14 protein-coding genes are annotated in these 20,177 nt (G+C 30.8%); 7 read left to right on the forward strand and 7 right to left on the reverse strand.

What is annotated here, in order from left to right; translation table 11 throughout:
• Positions 1 to 56 precede the first annotated feature (56 nt).
• From MBM09_RS06625 to MBM09_RS06645, 5 genes are all read left to right on the forward strand, one after another.
• Entirely contained in the window at positions 57 to 2,015 is a 1,959-nt protein-coding gene (locus MBM09_RS06625; protein WP_238676062.1) for a peptidylprolyl isomerase, read from the forward strand.
• The gene (locus MBM09_RS06630; RefSeq protein ID WP_238676063.1) at positions 2,016 to 2,867 is read left to right on the forward strand and encodes a peptidyl-prolyl cis-trans isomerase; all 852 of its coding nucleotides are present in this window, start codon (positions 2,016 to 2,018) and stop codon (positions 2,865 to 2,867) included.
• Complete coding sequence (locus MBM09_RS06635) at positions 2,830 to 4,284, forward strand: peptidylprolyl isomerase (RefSeq protein ID WP_238676064.1); 1,455 nt, start codon at positions 2,830 to 2,832, stop codon at positions 4,282 to 4,284. Before MBM09_RS06630 ends, MBM09_RS06635 begins: the two co-directional genes overlap by 38 nt.
• Positions 4,285 to 4,288: 4 nt before the next feature.
• Positions 4,289 to 5,242, forward strand: a complete 954-nt coding sequence (locus tag MBM09_RS06640; RefSeq protein ID WP_238676065.1) for a MoxR family ATPase — start codon at positions 4,289 to 4,291, stop codon at positions 5,240 to 5,242.
• 198 nt (positions 5,243 to 5,440) lie between these two features.
• Positions 5,441 to 7,708 carry an aconitate hydratase gene (locus tag MBM09_RS06645; protein ID WP_238676066.1) on the forward strand — a complete coding sequence of 756 codons (2,268 nt, stop codon included), beginning with the start codon at positions 5,441 to 5,443 and terminating at the stop codon, positions 7,706 to 7,708.
• 76 nt (positions 7,709 to 7,784) lie between these two features.
• On the opposite strand, the gene MBM09_RS06650 is transcribed toward MBM09_RS06645, so the two are convergent.
• Positions 7,785 to 8,192 (reverse strand): YtxH domain-containing protein, encoded by a 408-nt coding sequence (locus MBM09_RS06650; protein WP_238676067.1) that lies wholly within the window; start codon positions 8,190 to 8,192, stop codon positions 7,785 to 7,787.
• A 203-nt stretch (positions 8,193 to 8,395) separates the two neighbouring features.
• Between MBM09_RS06650 and mazG the strand changes: the two genes are divergently transcribed.
• Positions 8,396 to 9,175, forward strand: coding sequence for a nucleoside triphosphate pyrophosphohydrolase (gene mazG, locus MBM09_RS06655; RefSeq protein WP_238676068.1), 780 nt, complete (start codon positions 8,396 to 8,398; stop codon positions 9,173 to 9,175).
• A 100-nt stretch (positions 9,176 to 9,275) separates the two neighbouring features.
• Entirely contained in the window at positions 9,276 to 12,575 is a 3,300-nt protein-coding gene (locus tag MBM09_RS06660; protein ID WP_238676069.1) for a T9SS type B sorting domain-containing protein, read from the forward strand.
• Between the two features lie 48 nt (positions 12,576 to 12,623).
• Here MBM09_RS06660 and MBM09_RS06665 read toward each other — a convergent pair whose 3' ends face one another.
• The 6 genes from MBM09_RS06665 to MBM09_RS06690 all read right to left on the reverse strand — a co-directional run bounded on the left by MBM09_RS06665 (position 12,624) and on the right by MBM09_RS06690 (position 20,175).
• On the reverse strand, positions 12,624 to 14,624 hold the full coding sequence (locus MBM09_RS06665; RefSeq protein WP_238676070.1) for a DUF349 domain-containing protein: 2,001 nt from the start codon (positions 14,622 to 14,624) through the stop codon (positions 12,624 to 12,626).
• Between the two features lie 109 nt (positions 14,625 to 14,733).
• Entirely contained in the window at positions 14,734 to 15,471 is a 738-nt protein-coding gene (locus tag MBM09_RS06670) for a shikimate dehydrogenase (protein WP_238676071.1), read from the reverse strand.
• A complete protein-coding gene (locus tag MBM09_RS06675) occupies positions 15,468 to 16,484 on the reverse strand; it encodes a DUF368 domain-containing protein (RefSeq protein ID WP_238676072.1) in 1,017 nt (338 codons plus the stop codon). Before MBM09_RS06675 ends, MBM09_RS06670 begins: the two co-directional genes overlap by 4 nt.
• A gap of 1 nt (position 16,485) precedes the next feature.
• A complete protein-coding gene (locus MBM09_RS06680; protein WP_238676073.1) occupies positions 16,486 to 17,403 on the reverse strand; it encodes a DUF368 domain-containing protein in 918 nt (305 codons plus the stop codon).
• Between the two features lie 41 nt (positions 17,404 to 17,444).
• Positions 17,445 to 18,833 carry a tetratricopeptide repeat protein gene (locus tag MBM09_RS06685; protein WP_238676074.1) on the reverse strand — a complete coding sequence of 463 codons (1,389 nt, stop codon included), beginning with the start codon at positions 18,831 to 18,833 and terminating at the stop codon, positions 17,445 to 17,447.
• Between the two features lie 154 nt (positions 18,834 to 18,987).
• The gene (locus MBM09_RS06690; RefSeq protein ID WP_238676075.1) at positions 18,988 to 20,175 is read right to left on the reverse strand and encodes an aspartate aminotransferase family protein; all 1,188 of its coding nucleotides are present in this window, start codon (positions 20,173 to 20,175) and stop codon (positions 18,988 to 18,990) included.
• Positions 20,176 to 20,177 lie beyond the last annotated feature (2 nt).

Genomic DNA, 20,177 nt, shown 5'->3' on the forward strand with positions numbered 1-20,177 from the left:
AACTTGTATTATAGGTTTATATTAGTATTTTTGTAACCGTTTAATAATTTTCCTCTATGCCATTAAGATATTTATTTACTGTATTCTTAACTGTATTATTTTTTAGTGTAAATGCACAATCAAATTCTAAAGAAGAAGTATTTTTTACTGTAGCAGGAGAGCCTGTTTTTACTTCGGAATTTTTAAGAGTTTACAATAAAAATTTAGATTTAGTTCAAGATGAATCTCAAAAAGATGTTGATGAATATTTAAAGCTATTTACTAACTATAAGCTTAAGTTAAAAGAAGCAAGAGCATTGGGGTTAGATAAAAAACCTACTTATCTTAGAGAGTTATCAAACTACAAAAAACAGCTTGCTAAAAGTTTTATGAAAGACAGTAAAGTTACTGATGCTTTAGTTAAAGAAGCTTATGAGCGTATTTCTTACGATGTTAATGCAAACCATATTTTAGTAAAGTTACCAGAAAATGCAAGCCCGCAAGATACTTTAGTTGCCTACAATAATATTATTAAATTAAGAGAGCGTGCAATAAATGAAGGCTTTGAAAAAGTTAGGGAAGAGGTGCATAACGGACAAACCATTTATGGAGAAAAACTAGGATATTTTTCTGGTTTTAAAATGGTATACAATTTTGAAACTGCTGCTTTTAATACAAATGTAGGCGATATTTCTCAATCTTTTAGAACCCGTTTTGGCTATCATATAGTTAATGTTATAGATAAGCGAAAATCTAGAGGAGAGCGAACTGTTGCTCATATTATGGTAGTTGAAAAAGAAGGAGAAGCTTCAACTGAAAAAGCAGAAAATAGAATTCAAGACATATACAAGAAGTTAAATCAAGGTGAAGATTTTGAGTCTTTAGCAAAACAGTTTTCAGATGATAAAACTTCAGCTTCAAAAGGTGGTATGTTATCTCCATTTTCAGGAGGGCAATTAAGTGTGCAAAAGTTTGAAGATGTTGCTTTTGGTTTACAAGAAATTGGTGATATTTCAGAGCCTTTTAAAACTAATTATGGGTGGCACATTATTAAGTTATTCAAGAAAAAACTAATACCAGATTTTGAAAGCATTAAGCCAGAGCTTGTAGAGAAAGTTAAGCGCGATGATAGATCTAAACTTATAGATAAAGCTTTGGTTAATAAGCTTAAAAAGCATTACCAAATTAGCGATGAGCAACCTGCTTTATCCTATTTTGAATCTATTTTTAACGACGACTATTTTAAAAGAACATGGGAGCTTCCTAATGATTTTAATGCAGAAAACCCTTTGTTAAAAATAGGAGAAAAGCAATTCTCTTATAAAAATTTTGGAGATTACTTATTAAAAAGTCAGCGTACACCAACACAAAGAGGTACATATAAATCAATAATTTCAAATAAATACGAGTCGTTTTTAAGTGAAAATTTAATTAAGTATCATGAAAATAATCTTGAAAACGAGAATCAAGAATTTGCTTTTATAGTCGATGAGTACAGAGATGGTTTGTTGTTATTTGAACTTATGGAAACTACAATCTGGAATGCAGCTAAAACAGATTCTACAGGTATTGCTAATTACTATAACAATAATAAAAACAAATATGTGTTTCCTAAACGCATTGATGCAGTTGTAGCATCTTCAGCAAAACAAAAAACACTTAAAAAGGTTTCAAAATTATTGGAGCAAGGAATGCCTTTAGATAGAATAAAAGAGCTTGTTAATAGCAACGATAAAATAGAAGTAATTTTTACCTCTGGTATTTTAGAGGTAAATCATCAGGCTATTCCTAAAGATTTAAAATTGAAAAAAGGTATTTCAAAAACATATAACCATAATAATACTTTCGTAATCGTTCAGGTAAAAGAAATATTGCCAGAATCTCTAAAAACATTTGAAGAATCTAAAGGAGCTGTTATAAGTGATTACCAAAACTTTAAAGAGAGTAATTGGATTGATGAATTAAGCAAAAAATATAAAGTAGAGGTTAATCAAGAAGCTTTAAAAAACATTAAAACTCAAATTAATAATCAATAAGTGCGCATAAAACCTATTCTGTTTATAATTATACTTTCTGTAATATCATGTGATTTTATAAAAAAATCAAATGAAAGTAAACCAGTTGCGAGAGTTAACGAATCGTATTTGTATTTCGACGATATTAAAGAGTTAGTTCCAGAAGGCACATCAAAAGAAGATAGTACGCTTGTGGTTCAAAATTTTATTAACCGTTGGGCTACACAACAGCTTTTTGTAGATGGCGCTATGCTAAATTTAAACGAAGAAAAACAAGCGGCATTCAATAAGTTGGTAGAACAATATAAAAACGATTTATATACTAAAGCTTACATTGAAGCCTTAGTAAAACGTAATATTGACACGTTGGTTAATACCGAAGAAGCTAAAGGTTATTATGAAAACAATAAAGAGGTTTTTAAATTAAATGAAGAACTGCTTAAGTTTCGTTACATACATGTTGATGAAAATATTATTGATTACAATGATATAAAGAAAAAGTTTGAACGTTATAATGAAGAAGATAAACAAATATTAGACTCCATATCTATTCAATTTAAATCTTACTCATTTAATGATTCTATCTGGATAAAATTAAGTCAGGTAATAGACAAAATTCCAGCCGTTACACCAGAAAACAAAAATCAACTGTTAAAAAAATCTAATTTTGTACAACTCAAAGACTCATTAGGAGTATATTTGATGCAAATTAATGATGTGTTGTTGAGAAACGATACAGCACCTATGGAGTATGTTAAACCAACCATAGATCAGATAGTCATTAATAAAAGAAAACTAGAGCTTATTAGAGAGCTAGAAAAAGATATAACAAAAGATGCTATTAAAAATAAACAATTTGAAATTTATAATTAATTTGAAACACTTACCAATTTTATTCATAACATTACTAACTATAAATGTTATGTCTGCGCAGGAAATAATTGAAGATGAAGTAAAAGAAAAAGCAGTTAAAAAAACAGATTCGGTAGATACCAAAAATGCCAGAAAAGTTGATGGTGTGTCGGCTGTAGTTGGTGATTACATTATTCTAGAATCAGATGTAGATAAAGCCTATTTACAATTACAAGCCCAAGGTGTTAATACTTCAGATATTGGAAAATGCGAGCTATTTGGTAAATTATTAGAAGATAAATTATATGCTCACCATGCTGTTCAAGATAGTATTGAAGTGTCTGATGCAGAAATAAGAAGACAAGTTGATTATCAAATAGAACAGTTTTTACAACAAACGAATGGTTCTATGGATCGTCTTTTAGAATTTTACAAAAAAGAAGACGAAAAAAGCTTTAGAGATGAAATGTTTGAAATTAACAAGTCAAATACTTTAGCACAAAGAATGCAAGCAAAAATTGTTGAAGAAGTTGAAATAACTCCAGAGGAAGTTAGAACATTTTTCAATAAAATACCTAAAGATGAAAGACCAACTTTTGGTACAGAACTTAAAGTAGCTCAAATTGTTGCAGAGCCAAAAATATCTGAAGAAGAAAAACAAAGAGTTATAGATCGTTTAAAACAATTTAAAGCTGATATCATAGAAAATGGCGCTAGTTTTCGTTCAAAAGCTATTCTGTATTCTGATGATCCAGGTTCTGCAAGTAAAGGTGGAAAATATACCTTAAACAAAAAACAACCACGTATGGTTAAAGAGTTTAGACAAGTAGCTTTTGCTTTGCAAGAAGGAGAAGTTTCTGAGCCTTTTGAAACAGATTTTGGTTATCATATCATTACATTGGAAAAAATAAGAGGGCAAGAATACGATGTTGCTCATATATTACTGCGTCCAAAAGTAACCTCAGAAGCTATCAATGAAGCTAAAGAACGTTTAGAAAAAGTAAGACAACGTATTCTAGATGGTGATATATCTTTTGCTGATGCTGCAAAAGAAGCTAGTGATGAAAAAGAAACTAAAAACGATGGAGGGCAATTAATCAACCCAACTACACAAGATTATAATTTTGAACTAACAAGAATGGATCCTGAGTTGTATGCACAAATTCAAGATTTAAAAGATGGCGAGGTAAGTTTAGTTTTAAGTGAACAAGATAGAGTAGGTACTACAAAATTTAAAATTTTAATGGTTACCGATAGAATTGATGAACATGAAGCAGATTACGCTCGCGATTATTTAAAAATCAAACAATTGGCTGAGGAAGAAAAGAAAATTAGAGAAATAGAAAAGTGGCAAGAAGAGAAAATACTCGATACTTATATTAAAATTAGTGGAGAATACAGAGATTGTGAATTTTCTGGAAATTGGTTAAAAAAGTAATCCTATGTCTGATGTAGTTGCCATTGAAAAATTTGTAAAACAATTTAAAGATTTAAAATCCGAAATAGCTAAGGTTATTGTTGGTCAAGATGAAGTTGTAACACAAATATTAATTTCTATTTTTTCTGGAGGACACTCATTACTTGTAGGAGTTCCTGGTTTAGCAAAAACCTTAATGGTTAATACTATTGCTCAAGCTTTAGGTCTAGATTTTAAACGTATACAATTCACTCCAGATTTAATGCCTAGTGATATTTTAGGAAGTGAAATTTTAGATGAAGACCGTCATTTTAAATTTATTAAAGGTCCCATTTTTGCTAATATTATTTTAGCAGACGAGATTAACAGAACACCACCTAAAACACAAGCAGCTTTACTAGAAGCTATGCAGGAACGTGCTGTTACAGTTGCTGGTCATCATTATAAATTAAGTTTACCGTATTTTGTTTTAGCAACTCAAAACCCTATTGAACAAGAAGGTACATATCCTTTGCCAGAAGCCCAATTAGACCGTTTTATGTTTGCTATTAATTTAACTTATCCTTCTTTTAAGGAAGAAGTGCAAGTTGTAAAAACCACAACTACAGATACACAAACTAAAGTAAATCCATTATTTTCTGCTCAACAAATTATAGATATTCAACATTTAATCCGCCGAATTCCAGTTGCAGATAATGTGATAGAGTATGCAGTTTCAATAGTTGGCAAAACAAGACCAGATTCAGAAACGGCACCAGATTTGGTTAAAACATATATTGATTGGGGTGCAGGACCAAGAGCCTCACAAAACTTAATTTTAGCTGCAAAAACACATGCTGCTATACATGGTAAATTTTCTCCAGATATAGAAGATGTTCAAGCTGTTGCTTATGGTATTTTAAGACATAGAATCATTAAAAACTACAAAGCAGAAGCAGAAGGTATTTCAGAAGTACAAGTTATTAAAAGTTTGTTTTAATCACTTTTTAGATTTGCAGCTAATAAATCTTCATTTTTACTTTAAAAATATTATAATAAAAGGAATCATACTAAATTATAATATCACTATAATAATTTAATATTGCAGAGCAAAGTATTGCAAGGTTTATTTTTAGAACTTTGTATTAATTTTGTATTTTGCGATACTTTTAAAAAAACCAAAACTAAAATATTTTTTATGGCATTTGACATAGACATGATTAAAGGTGTTTACACCAAAATGGCTGAGCGTGTTGATAAAGCACGTGAGATAGTAGGTAAACCATTAACGCTTTCAGAAAAGATTTTATATTCTCATCTTTGGGATGGAAATCCCACTAAAGCTTTTACCAGAGGGAAAGATTATGTAGATTTTGCCCCAGATAGAATTGCATGTCAAGATGCAACTGCTCAAATGGCATTATTGCAGTTTATGCAAGCCGGAAAAAGTAAAGTAGCTGTACCAACAACTGTGCATTGCGATCACCTAATCCAAGCAAAAGAAGGAGCAGCAACCGATTTAAAACATGCTAATACTGTAAGTAGCGAAGTTTTTAATTTCTTAGAATCAGTTTCAAACAAATATGGAATTGGTTTCTGGAAACCAGGAGCAGGTATTATCCATCAAGTAGTTTTAGAGAATTATGCATTTCCTGGTGGAATGATGATTGGTACAGATTCGCATACAGTAAACGCAGGAGGTTTAGGTATGGTTGCCATTGGTGTTGGTGGTGCAGATGCTGTTGATGTTATGGCAGGTATGGCTTGGGAACTTAAATTTCCAAAACTAATTGGTGTTAGATTAACTGGAAAATTATCTGGATGGACAGCGCCAAAAGATGTTATTTTAAAAGTAGCTGAAATTCTTACTGTAAAAGGAGGAACTGGTGCTATAGTTGAATATTTTGGACCTGGAGCAACAGCTATGTCTTGTACAGGAAAAGGAACTATTTGTAATATGGGTGCCGAAATTGGTGCTACTACGTCTACATTTGGTTATGATGATTCTATGGAGCGTTATTTACGAGCTACAGATAGAGCAGATGTTGCTGATGCTGCAAATAAAGTTAAAGAACATTTAACTGCAGATGCTGAGGTTTATGCAAACCCAGAACAATTTTTTGATCAAGTTATAGATATCAATTTATCTGAATTAGGCCCACTTTTAAATGGACCATTTACTCCAGATTTATCTACTGAAGTAGGTTCTGCTATGACTGAAAAAGCAAAAGCTAATGATTGGCCAATAAAAGTAGAATGGGGATTAATAGGTTCTTGTACTAACTCATCCTACGAAGATTTATCTCGAGCTTCTTCTATAGCTCAACAAGCTTTAGATAAAGGATTAAAAATGAAAGCTGAATTAGGAATAAATCCTGGTTCTGAGCAAGTACGTTTTACTGCTGAACGTGATGGTATTCTTGGTATTTTTGAAAAATTAAATGCTAAAATATTCACTAATGCTTGTGGTCCTTGTATTGGGCAATGGGCAAGATACAGCGATCCTAAAAACGCACCAAAAAACAGTATTGTACATTCCTTTAATAGGAACTTTGCGAAACGTGCTGATGGTAATCCAAATACGCACGCATTTGTAGCATCACCAGAACTAACAGCTGCAATCGCTGTTGCGGGTCGTTTAGATTTCAATCCGTTAACAGATAAGTTAATAAATGAAAACGGTGTGGAAGTAATGTTTAATGAGCCAACAGGATGGGAGTTACCTCCAAAAGGTTTTGCTGTAGATGATAATGGTTACTTAGCGCCTGAAGCTGATGGTAGCCACGTACAAGTAACAGTTAAAGACGATTCTGAGCGTTTACAACTTTTAACACCTTTTGAGCCTATCGGTGATTCAATTACTGGAGCAAAATTATTGATAAAAGCTTTTGGAAAATGTACTACAGACCATATTTCTATGGCTGGACCTTGGTTACGTTTTAGAGGGCATTTAGATAATATAGCGAACAACACGTTAATCGGTGCCGTAAATGCATTCAACCAAAAAACAAATTTTGTAAAGAACCAGTTAACAGGTGATTACGGTGGAGTACCAGATGTACAACGTCAATACAAGAAGGCAGGAATAAAGACTATTGTTATTGGTGATCATAACTATGGTGAAGGGTCCTCAAGAGAGCATGCTGCAATGCAACCAAGACATCTTGGTGTAGCTGCTGTAATTGTAAAATCGTTTGCGCGTATTCACGAAACAAACCTTAAAAAACAAGGTATGTTAGGTTTAACTTTTGCTAATGAAGCTGATTACGATTTAATTCAAGAAGATGATACTTTTAACTTCATAGATTTAAATGAGTTTGCACCTAACAAGCCATTAAATTTAGAAGTGGTTCATGCAGATGGTTCTAAAGATGTTATTGAATTGAATCATACATATAACGATGCACAAATTGAATGGTATAAAGAAGGTTCGGCTTTAAATTTAATTAAAAAGCAGAATAAATAGTTTAAAATACAATCATTTGAAAATATTTAGACCTGTTAGTTTTTTAAACTTAACAGGTCTTTTTATATTATAACTTTTAGCTTGTTTGCTGAAAATTTTTATTCTTCTCTTTTAAAATAGCCAATTGTTTTTCTAGAAATGTAATTGCTTGTTCGGTTTTAAAACTGGATTTTGATGTAAAACTCTTTAAATCTTCTTTAAATTTAGCTTTTCCAGATTGAGCAGCCTTTGTAACATCTTCTTTTACTTCTGTATAATCTTGAGTTATTTGGTCTTTTATTTTTAAACCTTCTTTTTTGAGTTTATCTCTGGTAGTTTTTCCTTTTTCTGATGCCAAAAATACACCTATACCAGTGCCAATTAATGTACCTAAAATTAATGCTCCTTTATTAATAATCATATCTTTTGTTTTTAAATTTAACTTGTCTACTTGATTAGTAGTGTTAATAGCTAATTTGTTACAAACAATTTTAATGCCAGACATTTAAGAAAATGAAGCCAACACTCTTTTCTAAAGTGTTTAAAGACATATATATAACTCCAAAAGATATTGTGTTAATTGTAAAGTTATAGCATTGTATAGTTTAAAACTTTATTAGTCTAAGGTTAATAATTTAAATCATTATCTGTTTCTGGTAATTCACTTAAAAAAGTATCTTTATAAACTCAATCATGTAAATGAATTAAATGAACACCAGACAAGAACAACTAAAAGCTTTCGATAGATTATTAACAATAATGGATGAGTTACGTGAACAGTGTCCGTGGGATAAGAAACAAACTATGGAAACCTTACGGCATCTTACTATAGAAGAAACTTATGAGTTAGGTGATGCTATTTTAGATAACGATTTAGATGAAGTTAAAAAGGAATTAGGAGATGTTTTATTACACATTGTTTTTTATTCAAAAATAGGAAGCGAAACTAATGATTTTGATATAGCTGATGTTTGTAATAGTATTTGTGAAAAATTAATAAATAGACACCCTCATATTTATGGAGATGTTAAAGTTGAAAATGAAGAAGATGTAAAACGTAATTGGGAAAATTTAAAACTTAAAGAAGGCAAAACAAGTGTTTTAGAAGGTGTACCAAAAAGTTTGCCTGCATTAGTAAAAGCAAATAGAATACAGGAAAAAGTTGCTGGTGTAGGCTTTGATTGGGAAGAGCCTAATCAAGTTTGGGAAAAGGTAGAGGAAGAGTTAAATGAATTTAAAACAGAAGTAGAAAAAGGAAATCAAGATACTATAGAGAGCGAGTTTGGAGATGTTATGTTTTCTATGGTTAATTACGCTAGATTTTTAAATATAAATCCTGAAAATGCTCTTGAACGAACTAATAAGAAATTCTCTAAAAGGTTTCAATATATAGAAAGTAAAGCCAAAAGCCTAAATAAACCTTTAAAAGAAATGACTTTAGCAGAAATGGATGTGTTTTGGGAAGAAGCTAAACGTTTGCCCAAATAGGAAGTTAAAAACCTTTAACCGTGATATAATGTTTTTTGTCTTAAACTTCAGAGTAAATAAAAAATATTCATTTTATTTATATAAAAATTAGGGTTTTTTAATGTTCAAAATTATAAATAACGTAATTTATTGTATTGTTTTTTTCATTTTAGCTAGCTATAGCTGTTTTTCTCAAAATGAAGCACCAACATTAACAGCATCGGGTAATCAACCTTATTGTCCGAATAGTCAAATTAATATTGTTACCGATTTTGATATTGTTGATCCTGATGATACAGAAATAGAAGCACTATATATACAAATTTCTACAGGATATGAACAAGGTGAAGATTCTTTAATTCTTCTAGAATCTCACCCAAACGTTATAACATCTTGGAATGCTACAGAGGGTAAACTAACACTTTCTGGTGTAGCATCTGCACCAGTTAGTTATGTGGATTTAATAGCTGCAACTATGGATGTGGTTTTTCAAAGTACTAGTGATAGTCCATCTAATAAAGTGTTTTCAATTACTATTGGTGATGCTAATTATTTACCTTCAACAGGTCATTATTATGAATATGTTTCAGATATTGGAATAACTTGGACATCAGCAAGAGCAGCTGCTGAGGCTAGAACATATTTTGGTTTAAAAGGATATTTAGCTACTATAACTTCTGCTGAAGAAGCTCAATTATCTGGAGAACAAGCAGCAGGTGCCGGTTGGATAGGTGGAAGTGATGCAGAAACAGAAGGGGTTTGGAAATGGGTTACAGGTCCAGAGGCTGGAATCGTTTTTTGGAATGGAAATTTTACAGGTAGCTCGCCTAATTTTGCTTTTTGGAATACAAATGAACCTAATCAAGCAGGTGATGAAGATTACACTCATGTTACAGCTCCAGGTGTTGGAATTCCTGGTTCATGGAATGATTTAAGTAATGTTGGTAATCCAACAGGCGATTATCAACCCAAAGGATATATTGTTGAGTATGGTGGTTCACCGGGAGATCCAACTTTAAATATTTCTGCTAGCTCTAGTATTTATACTCCATTTATTGTAAATACAAATACGGCAAGCATCTGTGAGAGTGGTAGTGTAACTATAGAAGCTACAGCTTCTTTAGGAGACGTTTTGTGGTTTGATGAATCGACTGGAGGAAGTCAAATAGGTGTTGGTCAAACATATACAACACCTGTTATAAATACAAATACTACCTATTACGCATTAGCTTCAATAAACGGGTGTTTAGAGGGACAAAGAATTCCAGTTACGGTTATTGTTACACCATTACCTACAATAGATTCTGTAACAGGAGATTTAGTATGTGAATCTGGCTCAGGTAATTTATCTGCAACAGCATCGGCAGGAACTATTAATTGGTATGATATACCATCTGGAGGAACTTCTTTATTCAGTGGTACATCATTTACAACACCTGTGGTAAGTACAACAACAACTTATTATGTAGATGCAACTGTAAACGGGTGTACAACAAGTAGCAGAACAGCAGTTACATTAACTGTACAAAGTACACCATTACCCACAACAACCAATTCAAACCAAAGTTTTTGTGATATAGAACAAACTACTATTTCAGATTTAATAGTTACAGGAAATGAAATTTTATGGTACGCCTCTGATACAGGAGGGACTCCTCTTGACACATCAAATTTACTTGTTTCCAACACAACATATTATGCAAGTCAAACTATAAATAGTTGTGAGAGTTTAAATAGATTACCAATTGATGTTATTGTTTATGAAACAGTAGTATTACCAGATGCTTCTACAATATCAGAGTTATCAGAATGTGATACTATGTTAGATGGAGATGATACAAATGGATATTCAACTTTTAATTTAACAACTAACGAAGCTATTTTATTGAACGGAAAAAATGCCGCAGATTTCTCATTTTATTATTTCACAGATGCTGCATATTCCATTCCAATTTCTACACCAGAAACCACATTTGTAAACACCATTCAAAATGGTCAAACAATTTATGTAAGAATTGAAAATAACCTTGATAATTCATGTTATACAGATGCTTCATTTACTATTACTGTGAATGAATTACCAGAAATACAGGATTCAATTATATTCAAAAATTGTGATGAAGATGGTATTGCAGATGGTTTTACCGATTTTAATCTTGCTGAAGCAAATAGTGTTATTTCTAGCGATGTTTCTGGTTTAACATATAGTTACTATTTATCATCAAGCGATGCTGAAAATGCTAATGGAGTTGGAGAAATTGATACAATTTTTAATAATCAAGATGCAAATACGGTTTATGCACGTGTTGAAAATGCCAATGGGTGTTATCGTGTATCCACAATAAATTTACAAGTCTCAACTACTTCATTTGATGACGATTATTTTCAAGAGCTAACAACCTGTGATGACGATGATGAGATTGATGGGTTACATGTTTTTGATTTATCTCAGGCTTCAGATGCATTTATAGCTCAATTTCCTTTAGGACAAAATTTAAGTGTTCACTATTATGAAACTTTAAATGATGCTCAGCTAGAGCAAAATGAAATTACAGAGCAAGATAGTTATGAAAGCACAGAGCCTTTTTCACAAACTATATTTGTTCGTGTAGAGAGTGATGATAATGGAGAATGTTTTGGAATTGGACCACATTTGGTTTTGACAGTGCACCCTAGACCAGAATTTGAAGTAGATAATTCTGCTATTTATTGTTTAGATGGAGAACCAATTACATTAACCACGTTTAACCCAAAGGGGAATTATGCTTATGAATGGAGAGATAGTGAAGGAAATGTTGTGAGTAATTCATCTTTTGCTGAAGTTATTTCTGGAGGTGAATATACAGTTATTGCAACTTCAGATTTTAATTGCGAATCTTTCCCTGTTATATTTACAGTGGTTGAATCAGCAATTGCTGAAATTGATATAGATGATATTACTATTGTAGAACTTTCAGATAATAATAGCATAACTATCAATAATGATGGCAATAATTTGGGTATTGGAGATTATGAATTTGCCTTAGATGATATTGATGGACCTTATAGAGATCAACCTTATTTTGATAGAGTAGGAGCAGGAGAACACACCATTTATGTTAGAGATAAAAAAGGTTGTGGTATAGCACCATTAGAAATTTTTATTCTTGGATTCCCTAAATTTTTCACACCAAATAATGACGGAACTAATGATACATGGCAAATTAGAGGCTTAGGAACAGATTTTACTAACGCTTCTAAAGTTAGTGTATATAATAGATACGGGAAGTTAGTAAAGCAATTAAATGCAAAAAGTGGTGCTTGGGATGGTACCTTAAATGGTCAACAACTTCCGGATTCTGATTATTGGTTTGTAGCAGAATTAATAGAAACTACAGGAAGTATTATAACCTATCGTGGGCATTTTAGCTTAATTAGATAATAAAACAGTTTGGAAAACCAAACTGTTTTATTAATAATTTATTAATTCTTAATAAAGCTCTTTAATTTTACTTAGTTTAGTTTTCCAGAGCTTTAAAGAATCTTTATGAGCTTTTATATTATTCTGAACTTCTTTCACAACTGGATTGTCATCATCAACATTAGTAAAAAATTGCAGATTATTTTCTAACTGATTTATTTGACTTTTAACTTCGCTTATTTTTTTACGAATAAAAGAACGTTCGTTATCTAAGTTTCTATGGTCATCATCAGTGTTATTAATACTGTCTAGTTTGTTTTCATATTTAATCATTTCTACTTCATTCTTGTCCATTTTCAAACCTGTCAACAAATCATCAATAGTTTTTTGAAATTTACTTTCTATATAGCGTTTGTCATTAGGTACTCTGCCAATACTTTGCCACTCTGCAATATGAGTTTTTACGGCATTTATATTCTCTTCTTTTGTGCCTTTTAATTTTAAGTCTTTTAAGGTACTTAACAGCTCATTCTTTTTATTAAACGCTTCAATAAACTCTTTGTTTGCAGCATTTCTGCTGGAGTGTAGCCTATCAAAATAATAATTACAAGCGGATTTAAATTGCTTCCATATTTTATCACTGTCTTTACGAGGTACATGACCAATTTTTTTCCAGTCGCTTTGAATTTTTTTCATCAAAGGTGTGGTAACCTCAAAATCTTCACTGTCTTTATTATCTTCGGCTATTTTTATTAAATCTAATTTTTGCTGAAGGTTTTTATACTGATCTTTTTTAAGTCCTTTGTAAAAAGCATTTTTCTTTCTATTAAAGCTTCTAACAGCTTCTTTAAATTTAGCCCAAGTACTTTCATTCACTTTTATTGGTACTTTACCAGCATTAAAAAAGTCTTCTCTTAAGACTTCAATTTGTTTTATTTTCTTTTGCCATGCATTATGAGAGTTACCTTCTTGAGCATTAACAGCATTAATTTTTTCTATAATCTCAAGCTTTTTCTCTAAATTTTTCTCATATACTTTATCAATTTCTTTATAGTAAAGCTGACGTTTATCGTTAATTATTTTAGTAGCAGTTTTAAAACGCTCCCAAATTTCTTCTCGATGTTCTTTACCAACAGGACCAAGCTCTTCTTTCCACATTTTATGTAATTCCTGTAGCTCTCTAAAAGCTCGCATTACATCATCATCTTGCGCTAATTCTTCTGCACGCTCTATAATTAAAAGTTTCTTCTCTAAATTGTGTTTAAAATCTAAATCGCGTAAATCTCTGTTTAAATGTAAAAAGTCGTAAAACATCTCTACATGATGGTGGTAGCTATTCCAAGCATTATTGTATCTATCTCTAGGAATAGGACCCGTGTTTCGCCAACGTTCTTGTAATTCTTTAAAGTGTTTATAAGTAGTGTTAATATTTTCTTCTACATTTATTAAACCTTTTAATTCTTCAATAATTTCAAGTTTGTCAGCTAAATTTTGCTTTAAATTTTGCTCTAGGCTTTGGTAATGATCATTTAACTTTTTCCTGTACTCTCTGTAAGCTTCTTTAAATCTTTTTTGAACGGGTGAAGAATAATAAAAATCTATCTCATTACCACCATCGTTTAAAAATTCTTCTTTTTTCTCATCGATTAAAGCTTGGAATTTTGCTTTGAATTCTGAGTTTATGCTATTTACATGGGATCTAATGGCTTGAACTTTTTCATTATTTAAAAGCTTTTCCAACTCAATTGCCAGAGCTTCTAAAGACATGGTGTCGTAAGCCTTTACTTCAATTTTATGTCTGTCTTTATTGCCTTCATCTTCTGCATCTTCTGCATTAGATTCTTCAATTTCATTTAAAACATCATCATTCTCATCTTCAGAATTTGAAGAGACTATAGTAGTTTTTTCATCTTGCGTGTTAACTGCATCTTCATTTTCAACATGAGGTGTTTCAGTATCTGTATTAGATATTGATTCATCTTGTTGATTTTCGTTTAATTCTAATGATTTTTCATTTGAATTATTTTCATCTATTTCTTCTGCTTTAGGCATTTTATTTATATCAGACATTTTAAAAAATGTTAGGGTTCATTAATCTCTTTTGTCTTTAAAGATACTAACAAGTAAAGTATTTACAAAGTAGTGTTAATGGTTTTAACTATAAATAGTGGTATTTTAATTACAAATTCCAGATAGACCAAGCTTTTTCGGCTTGTAATTTCAACATATTTAAGCCATTAATAGTAGTTGCTAGTTTTTCTTTACCTCGTTTTAAAAAAGTAGTTTCTTCTGGATTGTAAATTAAATCAAATAAGATATGATGATTTGTTATGCCTTCATATGGAATATTAGGACAATCATCAATATTTGGATATGTGCCTAAAGGAGTACAATTTATAATGACTTGATGGTTTTTTATATCGCTTTCGTCTAAAGTATCGTAGCTAAAGTCAATTCCCTTTGAGAGTTTTCTAGATACATATTTATATGAAATTCCTAATTCTTTTAAGCTAAAGGCAATGGCTTTACTTGCACCTCCTGTTCCTAAAATTAAAGCTTTTTTATGATGAGATTTAATAAAAGGTTTAAGCGAGTTTTTGAAACCATAACAATCTGTATTATAACCAACTAATTTTCCTTTTTTTGTGATTTTAATAGTGTTTACGGCCCCTATAGCTTTGGCTTTTTTATTTAATTTATCAAGATATGGGATAACTTGTTCTTTATAAGGAATAGTAACGTTTAGTCCTTTTAAATCTTTTGTATTTTGTATAATTGAAGGGAATATATCTATACTTACTATATCAAAATTATCATAGCTTACATTTTGAATATTTTCTTCTTCAAACTTTTTTTTAAAGTATGCCCTTGAAAACGAATATGATATGTTTTTACCTAAAAGACCTAATTTTTTCATTTTACTTTTCTGGTTTTTTGTCCATACCATTCTAATGCTAAAACTATTAAAATACCTAATAAAATGAAGCCAACTGCATAGTAAGTTTCTGTGTTTAGTTCTGGTATAAAACGTTTGTAGTTTTTAATTACTTTTTCACCTGTAGAATCTAAAATAAATCCACCGCTTTCATTTAATTTAAAAATTGTTTTTTTCCATGGCCAAACCACACCTAAAGACCCAATAATAAAGCCAATGATGGCAGAAAGTGTAATACTTTTATAGTGTTTTAAAATATAGCTTAATAAATGTGAAAATGTTACTAAACCAGTTACAGAACCTAAAGTAAATACACCTAAAACTTTTAGCATTCTAATACGTTCTGGGTTATTAATTAAACTAAAATCTCCACTAAAAATATTTGAAAAAGTATCGTAAAGCGCATTTACAGAATCTACCAGAAGTAATACATAGTTTCCTAACAGAATAAGTATAAAAGAACCCGAAAACCCAGGAAGCGTCATTCCCGAAACACTTATAATTCCACAGAAGAAAACAAACCATAAATTATCATTTTCTTTTGCTGGATTTAAAAAACTTATACTAATGCCAATAAGAATACCTACAGCTAAAGTTATATATGTTCTGTAATTCCAATCTTTAAAATCTTTGTTGATATAGTAAATAGAGCCAATAATCATTCCGAAGAAAACACTCCAAACATATAATTCATAATGTTTTAATAGATAGTCTAAAACTTTAGAAACACTAAAGTAACTAACTATCATACCAAAAAATAATAAACCTAAAAATCTACCATTAATGTATCTGTAAAAGCTTTTAAACCTTCCGTTAAATAGTAATTTAAAGGCTTTGCTATTTACTTTTTTTAAAGAATAGATAAACTCTTCGTAAAAGCCAGCTACAAAAGCAACAACACCGCCAGATACTCCAGGTACTTTATTGGCAGCACCCATACCTAATCCTTTTAGAATAAGAAAAATTTTATCGGCAAGTGTTCTGGTGCTTTCCATACTATTTTTTAGATCCTAACCTTTCAAGAATAAAAATAGTTAAAAATCCTAGAATCATTAAAGCCACTGCAAAAGCAATTTGATTGTCGCCGTTAAATGAAAAAGGGGAAATACTTTCTTGTAATAATGGAATTTTTTCACCTTTAGAATTTGTATGCCATGATAAAGTTTCTTTCCAAGGCCAAACTTTGTTTAGTGATCCAAAAATAAAACCTGTAAGTAATGCTAAAGTAATATTATGATAATGTTTAAAAAGCCATTTTAATACATGACTAAAGCTTAATAAACCAACAACTGCACCACCAACAAAAATCATAATTTTCTTTAAATCAATATCATGAATGGCATCACTAAGGGTTTTATAAGCACCAAGAATTATTAAAATAAATGAGCCTGATATACCAGGTAATATCATAGCGCAAATAGCAATTGACCCCGCTAAAAATAAGAACCAAGGGTTTTCATTTGTGCCCAAAGAAGGCAATTTACTTATATAAAATGCTATTGCTGCACCAATTATTAAAACAAGAATAGTTGCAATATTCCATTTTGTAATTTGTTTACCAACAAAATAGATACTGGCCACAATAAGCCCAAAAAAGAACGACCAAATTAAAATAGGGTGATATTCAAGTAAATATTTTGCTAGTTTCATAAAAGACACAAAGCTGATTATGATTCCAGATAAAAGGGCTAGAATAAAATTTCCGTTTAACTGCTCCCAAAATGTTTTGAAGCCTTTATTAAAAAGTGTTTTAAAAAGAGAAGGACTAACATTACTAATAGTATTTATTAATTCTTCATAAATACCAGAAATAAAAGCAATAGTTCCACCAGAAACACCAGGAACAGCATCTGCTGCACCCATAGCTAAACCTTTAAAAGAAATAATTAAGTAGTCTATAAAACGTCTTTGCATATTTTGATTTTTTTACCAAAACCAAAGGTATACATTTTTAATTATAGATTTGTTTTAAGTATATTTTTAACTAATATTTTATTAGAAACTTCTGGGAAAAGTTCTTCAATGATAAATGAATATTCTTCATTGTGTTTAATAGCATTTTTTAAATGAAATGCACCTTTATCATTTTGATTTAAAGAGAAGTATAATCCCGCTAATCGATACTCTAATTCAGGATTTTCTGGATAAAATTCAACAGCTTGTTCAAAGTTGTAGATTGCTGCTTCAGGTTCTCCTAATTTAATTAGTAAATCGCCACGAGATAACCATGTGTTCAATTCGTAATTTCCTAATTCTAAGGTTTTTTTAAAGCCACGTTCTGCTTCTTCATAAAAATTTAAACGCTGGTTAATTTGAGAATATAATTTCCAATAAATTACATTTTCAGAGTCAATATTTATAGCCTTATTTATAAAGTACAGCGCTTTTTGGTAGTTTTTCTTTTTATAATAGAATTTAGTAATTGCTATCCAACCTTTATCTAATAAAGGATCTTCGTGCACAGTTCTTTCATAAAATTGAAGCGCTAAGTCATTATTTTTTAACTTCTCGTAACAACTACCTATACGTAAAAGTGCAAATGATGTAGGTTCATCTAGAGTAAGTGTTATTGTGTAATTTTCAATAGCATCTTCAAATCGTTTTAATTTCTCTAAAACTTTACCACGTTCTAAATAAGCTCCAACAAAAGTATCATCAGAAATAATAGCAAAATCAAATGATGTTAATGCTTTTTTATAGTCTTTTAAGCTGATATATTGTTTACCTAATTGATGCCAAGCGACTTCACAATAAGGATTTTTATCTAAAAACACATTTAAGTAGGAGATAGCATCTTGATGTTGATTTAAAAATTCAAAGCAATAAATGACATTGTATAATGCAGAATAATCTTCTAAATCGGACTCTAAACACTTCATGAAATACACTTTAGCGTCTTCAAACTCATCTAAAAATAAATACTCCATCCCAATTAATGAATACAAATCAACAACATCATCGGTAAGTTGTAGAGCTTGTTTTAAAACATCAATAGCTTGTTGGTGCTCATCTTTTTTAGAAAATATATTAGCCTTTTGAATGTAAATTTCTTCATTCATCGGGTCTAAAGTATGTAGTTCATTTAACAGAGTGTCAGCCTCAATTAATTTATCTTCAAAAACATAAACTTCAACTTTAAAAAGTCTTAAGTTGATAGAGGTAGGGTGTTGATCAAGACCTAATTTTATGGCTTTTTTAGCTAAAGCGATTTTACCTTGATTAAGATAGTGGTGAATGATGTTTTCAAATTCATCTGAATCGAAAAATAAAACATGATTTGTTTTTAACATCGATTCAAACTTAGTGAGAGGTAAATTGTTGTTGTCGTTATGACTAAACTCCATAGGCAAATTTGTAAAATTCTTGCAGAATAAATTTAAGCTTCTATTTGTTTTATTATGGATTGATTAGTAAATGTTTTTAACAAAGTAATGAACAGTTGTAGTATCATAAAATTGACATGTTCTTTTTAGGTTTGATTATCAGGGTGTTGAAGACTTAATTTGCGTGTTGAATTTCATTCAAAATATCAATAATTATTTTACAGCCTTTAATGATTTCATCATTAGATATGGTTAGTGGAGGAGTTATTCGTACTGCTTTAGGCTCAAAAAGTAACCAGAAAAGTATTAAACCAGCATCCTGACATTTTAAAATTAATGTATTTGTTATTTCAGAAGAAGGAGTAATGAAGGCAAGCATGAGTCCTTTACCTCTTATTTCTAATATCAACGGATGAACTAAAAGTTTTTTAAAAAGTTGTTCTTTTTCCAGAGCTTCTTGTATTAAATTACTTTCTGTAATTTCTTTTAATGTAGCTAAAGCTGAAGCTGCTATTACCGGATGCCCGCCAAAGGTTGTAATATGACCAAGTTTGGGGTTATCTTGAAGTAAATCCATTAATTTACCTGATGCTGTAAAGGCACCAATTGGCATGCCGCCTCCTAAACCTTTGCCTGTAACTAATATGTCTGGAATACAATTATAATGTTCAAAACCAAACAGTTTTCCAGTTCTACCAATACCAGGTTGAATTTCATCTAAAATTAAAAGTGCACCTACTTCTTTACATTGTTTTTGTACTTTATGTAAGTAATTATCCTTAGGAACGATAAAACCCGCACCACCTTGAATGGTTTCTAAAATAACACAAGCTGTTTTATTGGTGATATGTTTTAAATCATCTTCATTATTAAAATCTATAAATCTCACATCTGGTAAAAGTGGTCTGAAAGCTTGTTTTCGTTCTTCATAGCCCATAACACTCATTGAGCCCATGGTATTTCCATGATAAGCTTTATTTGCAGCAATAATTTCACTGCGTCCAGTAGCACGTTTTGCCAATTTTAACGCGCCTTCAATAGCCTCAGTACCAGAATTTGTTAGGTAGGTTTTTTCTAATGACTCGGATAAGTTTTCTGCTAATAATTTAGTTAATTCTACAGCAGGTTTTTGGATGTATTCTCCATAAACCATAACATGCATGTACTTATCTAACTGTTCTTTAATAGCATTTACAACTTTGGGATGGTTATGCCCTAAAGGACAAGCAGAAACACCAGCTACAAAATCTAAATAAGCTTTATTGTTTATATCATAAATATATGAACCTTTAGCATGAGAAATTTCCATAGCTAATGGATGTGGGGTGGTTTGAGCTTGATATTTTAGGAAATCTGATGCCATCA

The sequence above is a fragment of the Flaviramulus sp. BrNp1-15 genome (genome assembly GCF_022259695.1).
Taxonomy (GTDB): Bacteria; Bacteroidota; Bacteroidia; order Flavobacteriales; family Flavobacteriaceae; genus BrNp1-15.